The sequence below is a fragment of the Sporosarcina sp. P13 genome (assembly GCF_002743055.1).
Taxonomy (GTDB): Bacteria; Bacillota; Bacilli; order Bacillales_A; family Planococcaceae; genus Sporosarcina.
In genome coordinates this window covers 1-5,646 of record NZ_PDYM01000061.1, presented here as the reverse complement: position 1 = coordinate 5,646, position 5,646 = coordinate 1, and the positions used below count along the sequence as shown (strand labels likewise).

The 5,646-nt window shown below is 32.8% G+C and carries 4 protein-coding genes and 1 pseudogene; 2 read left to right on the top strand and 3 right to left on the bottom strand.

Features of this window, described 5'->3' with window-relative positions; genetic code table 11:
• Positions 1 to 128: 128 nt before the first annotated feature.
• The 3 genes from CSV79_RS16125 to CSV79_RS16115 form a co-directional block, all read right to left on the bottom strand.
• Positions 129 to 815 (bottom strand): hypothetical protein, encoded by a 687-nt coding sequence (locus CSV79_RS16125; RefSeq protein ID WP_099690072.1) that lies wholly within the window; start codon positions 813 to 815, stop codon positions 129 to 131.
• Between the two features lie 42 nt (positions 816 to 857).
• Positions 858 to 3,050, bottom strand: a complete 2,193-nt coding sequence (locus tag CSV79_RS16120) for an ATP-binding protein (RefSeq protein ID WP_099690071.1) — start codon at positions 3,048 to 3,050, stop codon at positions 858 to 860.
• 481 nt (positions 3,051 to 3,531) lie between these two features.
• Positions 3,532 to 4,431 (bottom strand): DMT family transporter, encoded by a 900-nt coding sequence (locus CSV79_RS16115; RefSeq protein ID WP_099690070.1) that lies wholly within the window; start codon positions 4,429 to 4,431, stop codon positions 3,532 to 3,534.
• A gap of 435 nt (positions 4,432 to 4,866) precedes the next feature.
• Between CSV79_RS16115 and CSV79_RS17505 the strand changes: the two genes are divergently transcribed.
• Positions 4,867 to 5,493: a tyrosine-type recombinase/integrase gene (locus tag CSV79_RS17505; protein WP_099690069.1), complete on the top strand. Its 627-nt coding sequence runs from the start codon at positions 4,867 to 4,869 to the stop codon at positions 5,491 to 5,493.
• Positions 5,475 to 5,646 (top strand): annotated as a pseudogene (locus tag CSV79_RS17230) (IS3-like element ISBce13 family transposase); the annotation flags it as partial. The gene CSV79_RS17505 and the pseudogene CSV79_RS17230, both read left to right, overlap by 19 nt.

The following is a 5,646-nucleotide window of genomic DNA, read 5'->3' as shown; positions in this document are numbered from 1 at the left end:
CCTTCTCCACCGCTCTGAAGTCCTTCACTTTGAAGGTGCTAGTCACAGAATTAAGTATCGTGAAACATTATTTCAAGCGTAAACTGTTCAAAACTAATGAGCAAAAACTGTTCAAAATTACTTGACGGTTACATACCGTTGTATCTATAACCATGCTCCATTAAGTTTGACTCCGTTTCGCCCCACTCTTCAAAGTTGTGCATACATTTTTTTAATACATACTTTTGGATTTGTTCACTACTTAATTGAGCTAGTTCACACAGAGTTGTACAAGTATCTATTACTTCATCCAATCCGTACTCCTCTGTTAATCCAATACCAGACGAAGGAAACTTATATGAAAACAACTCTCTCCATTCTTTTAAACCATTTATCATTGCCTTAGTTTCTGAAGCAAATTCACTATCTAAGTGGTTAAGATAATCGTTTGTAAGGTTAATTATTTTAGAATGTGACATTTTCAAAAAGTCTTCATTGCTTGTCCATTCATTATATGGAATTGTATATAAAAACGACCTACAACAAGTTATCACTGCATAGTAAGAAAGATATGGTATGGTCATTTTAAGGTTTTTCTCTATTGCATATTCTAAAGACGTTACCATTACTGTTGCAGATAAAATCATTTTTGAACTTAAATAGTTTCTTATAATCCACTTAGAATTAATTTCATTAGTTAATACTTTATTTATTTTTTTATGATGTCCATAATAAATCCATTCTCGAAAATTGGTCACTTGGTCTTCATCAAATAATGAATCAACATAATTGTAATTGAACCCATCAATTAGACTGCGAACTTGTAATTGTGACATAATAATTTCTCCCACCATTAAATTTGATTAACTGGAAATACATTATACTGTAGATAACTCTAAGGACTCTACTAATAAAGTTACATCACTATACAACTTACTTAGATGATGATTAGATAAATCTAAAATTGGTTCGAACATAAATGAATTTAAATGTATATTTTCTGGTGTCATAATATTAACTCTTTCTAAAACTATCAAAGATTCACTTCCCACAGTTGCAATTTTTTTATATTCTTTAAATAGCATACCTGTTTGATTCTTATTAATTCTTTTGATAATCTCCTCATCATTAATCTTATAGATCATATATTCCTCAGCTAACAGTCTTATAGCTATTGATAATACTACCTTATTTTCTAAATTCACTTCTTGTGTAGCCCCAGCTATGATTTCCCTTGAAACTGACATAATAATATCATATATTGTTTTTTCTTTATCAGGCAAATCTAAATCTGCAAGATCTTTAAATATATCTTTATAAATAGATTCTATATCTCCTACTGTTATATCTTTTGTTTTATTTTTCAAATGTAAAATGGATGTTAATTTGTTAAAACTATCACTATCCCCTGTATATTCAGCTAGGTTTCTAGCAAAGGTTACCGAAGCTATAAGTTTACTACCTTCTGTTAAGTTTGTTTTCCAGTCATTGAACGGATTACTAATATACTTATAGCTTAGTCTTTCCAAAACAATAGCTTCCTCTTCTTTAATTGCCATAAAAGATGCTTCATATCTAGAGCGACCATTACTAATTCTATCTTGAACAGTTCTCAAGAAATCAAAATTATGAGTGAGTATTATTAATTTAAAGATCTCAGTATTAGAAATATCCTTTAGATATTCTATAATTGCATATTTATTTTTATAGTCAAAGGAATCTGCAATATCATCTACTATAAAAACCGTTTCAATTCCTTGATTCTTTCTGGATTCGATTTCAAATATTATATTTAATAAATATAAAGTTCTACGCTCTCCTTGACTTAATACCTGCCATAATAAATCTTCTTCAACCGATTCAGATTGATTATTAAAATAGTATTTAATACTCGGAGCTTCCTCTTTTAACATTGCATCTTCTCTATTTTCTATCTCTAAATTATATGGTACATAAAATCTACTATTAAAAATGTCTATCACTTTTTCCCACTCTGTTCTTTCTTCTCTGGCCTTTTCTAAGACTTGCATTAGTATTTCTTGACCAGCTAAGTAATCTTTAACGACTATATTAAATTGATCAATATTTTCATGTAAATAAGATACCCAAAGCTTTATCTCCAAGTTCGGTAGATCTTTCAACTCTGGAATTATAAATTGATTATCTAAAAGTAAGTCTCTAAACTCTCTTAATTGAGCTGTAGTTAACTTTTTATCAATTTTTTCAAATATATCTTTTAACTGCATGTCTTCAAACAGTTCTTCTTTTGCTTTGTTTATCTCATCAAGTAACTCAACAGGATTATCTTTTTCAACCTTTTCACCTTTGACGTTTAACATTACGGAGTGATTTGCATTAAAATAACCATTGTCTTTCAACTGTTTATGTATGGTTATTGCATTAAAATGATTAAAGTCCTTTTGAAATATAGAAGATACACTAACTAATTCATCATATTTCTCTATATATGCTTCTATGTGAGTTTGAAATTCCGAATTTAAGATTAGTGTAGTGACTTTTGAATCAAAGACACTGTTATATTTAATTTTTTCAAATCCACTATTCGGGTATTTATCAAATTTAGAGTGAATCTCTAATAGAGTTTTAATAAAGTCTTTTTCATTATTTCCAAATGCATTACAAAACTTCTTCACTGTATCTTTCCTTAAGCCGGCACTTCTATTCAAATTATTAACTAATTGATCGATTTGTGAGTTTATCTTCTCGGAAACTTTTTCATATTCTTGTTTTAAATCATCATTGACCAGTAATGTTGATACCGTTTTAGACTTAAAGGACTTTTCATAAGGTTTTATAACAAATATAGATTCAGTATCTATTTGTGTACCTGTTTGATCTATAATTTCTCTACGAGTTTCAAGGGTTGGATTCATACGATCGCTACTTTCTACTCCTTTACTAAAATCATCAAAAGTATTTGCCAATGATGTTTTCATAATTCCATTAGGTGAATAAATTAATTGAGTTGATTTATTATTAGTAAAATCAAAGACATGTTCTAACTGATTTATTCCGTAACAATTACCAAACTTTATAATCATCTTTTCCATTTATATCCTCCTCTTGTAAAGGTTCTTAATTAAGATATTCGTCAAAAAATGGCAAATACCTTTAAAAAAGCCTAACCATTTACTTAGTTAGACTTTTACTTAGATAAAATTATAAACCTCACTTACTTATGATACGGTTCATCGTTATTAATCCTAAACTAATCTTTTCTCTGAAAAAGGTAACTGGGTAAACTTCTTCAATAATCTGGCCCTTTAACGGCATAACTTTTATTCAAGAATTGCCCCCGTTAACGAGATAGTGGTTCTAAGCCGTTGATCTGCGCTGCAACCGGATGCGTTCCGGAGGGCGGGCGGTGAACCTCCCGGAGTCGCCGGCTTCCGCTCCGATCAACTCAGAAAGCGGTCCTAAACAATCGCTCCCGATAGTGAAATTGAATAAAAACTATAAATACTCAGCTGATAAAGATTAACTAGAAGAACACAGATACCTTTAAATATCTGTGTCCCCAGTTATTCGTTTTTAATTAACTTTCTCAGGATGATTTCCATGTTCGTCTTTAATAACAATCAAGACACCAAAGAGAATTAAAATGGATCCAATCCAAAAGGTGAAAGTAAGCGTTTCGCCAAGTATCAGCCATCCTAGTAAAGCTCCCACAATTGGTTGGAAGAAAAAATAGAGACCACCACTGGATGCATTTAACATTTGTAGACCACGATTCCACAGCAGAAATGCAATGGCTGTAGATATAATCCCCAGATAAAATAAACCTCCCCAAATCTCTGGTCTGACCAGATCACTCATATTAATCTCAGGCAATCTTGGAATAACAAAGGGAGTTAAAATAATTACAGCGATTAAAGTCGCATATGTTGTGACAACGATTTGAGAATAATCATTGGGCAGACGTTTTATAAGCACGGACATGAGTGCCCATGTCAACGCTGCTATAATAAGCGATAGACCACCAAGCATACTGGACATATCCAGATTATCGACCCCAACAATCACAACCACACCAACAGTCGCCAGAAACACCGAAACAAATTTTCTGATAGACAGTCGCTCTTTCAGGATTAAACTAGCGAATACAACCATGAATGCTGGTGTTGTAGATGTTATAATCGCGCCCATTTGTGCAGTAGTAAGCATTGTTCCTGTTTCCTGGGCAACAATAGAGACCGCATATCCTATAACTGCAATCGCAACTATAAGGCTAATATGATGTTTTTTTATCTTCCAATTCTGTTTAGTTAACAGTCCAATCGTGACCAAAGCAAGAAGAGCAATCACATACCTTATCCAAACAAGTTCAACCGGCGGTATGACTGCCACCACAACTTTAACGACAACATACATGCCTCCCCAAATGCTAGAGGCTAAAATTAGATATAATGAACCAATAAATGTATTTTTCATTCCGCACCCTCCGTTTTCAGGCTTTTTATAAGCGCCTTAACGGAGAGAAGTACACTTTACATTCTCTCCGTCAAGAGCGGGAGAATGCAGCTGGTACATCATTTTCAAAAAGTGGAGAGTAAAACATCTGTCTCAACTCCTTCTAGAATAAATTAATAAAGCCATTTATAGCAGTATTAACGAATAAAATGGCCAGTTAACGGTATACCGGCTTTATTACAAATAGCCGAGTTTGTATGACAAGTATAACATTTCCATTTCTGAAAAGTACATTTATTATCCGTATGATATGAAGTGGTAAATGTATTGTCACTCACTGGTATTATCTATTTTACTTCTCTGCCTCCTTTGTATTGCCTCATAATTATTTTCATAATCAATCTGTCAAAAATCTTGACCAAGAACGATTTTGAAAAGAAGTGGGGAGGAAAAGGAATGTCAGATTTTAAATTATCAAAGCATCAAGATACGTTTAAGACTCAAAAACGTCACTACGAAAGAAAAGTTGTTATTGAAAATAAGATGGGGGAGATCCCAAGACAATATGAGGGGGATATTCGTAGGTTCAAAGAATATTGCACCAATACTAGCCAACTAATTGGAACAGAGGCGCTGCTCGATTATTTATATATATCGTTGACCATACAAAGAATAAAGAAAACGACGTGGGAACATAGACTGGCAGCTATTAGAAAATACTTAAGTGTGATTCACAGTATAGAATTTAAAGGAGAGGCTAGAGTGGCATACGAGCTTTCAGCGATGCGAAAAATGTATCGTGAAGATCAATATGCCCATTTGATGCAGGTTCGAGGGAAATCAGCCATTGATAAGAGAGAATTGATGGATACTCTTATTAAGCTACCAATAAGAGCTAAAGCAATTTGTTTAGTTAATCTTGTAACCGCTAACCGACCTAATGAAATGGTTCGTTTAAAAATATCAGATTTTGATTTGAAAAACAAATCTGTTCATGTTTATTTGAAGAAACAAAAACGATGGCATACTAAACGGCTCACACCAGAAGTTATTATTGGAGCTAGTATGGTGTATCTGAAGTAACAATCTATAAATGGATTAAAGCACATTCCCCTATTGAAAGCAGTGGTGGTTTGACACCGACTGAAATCGCAGAAATTCAAAAGGAAAATCTTCGCCTTCAACAAGAGGTGGAAATCCTAAAAAAGGCTATGACCATATTCGCGAGAAAGTAAC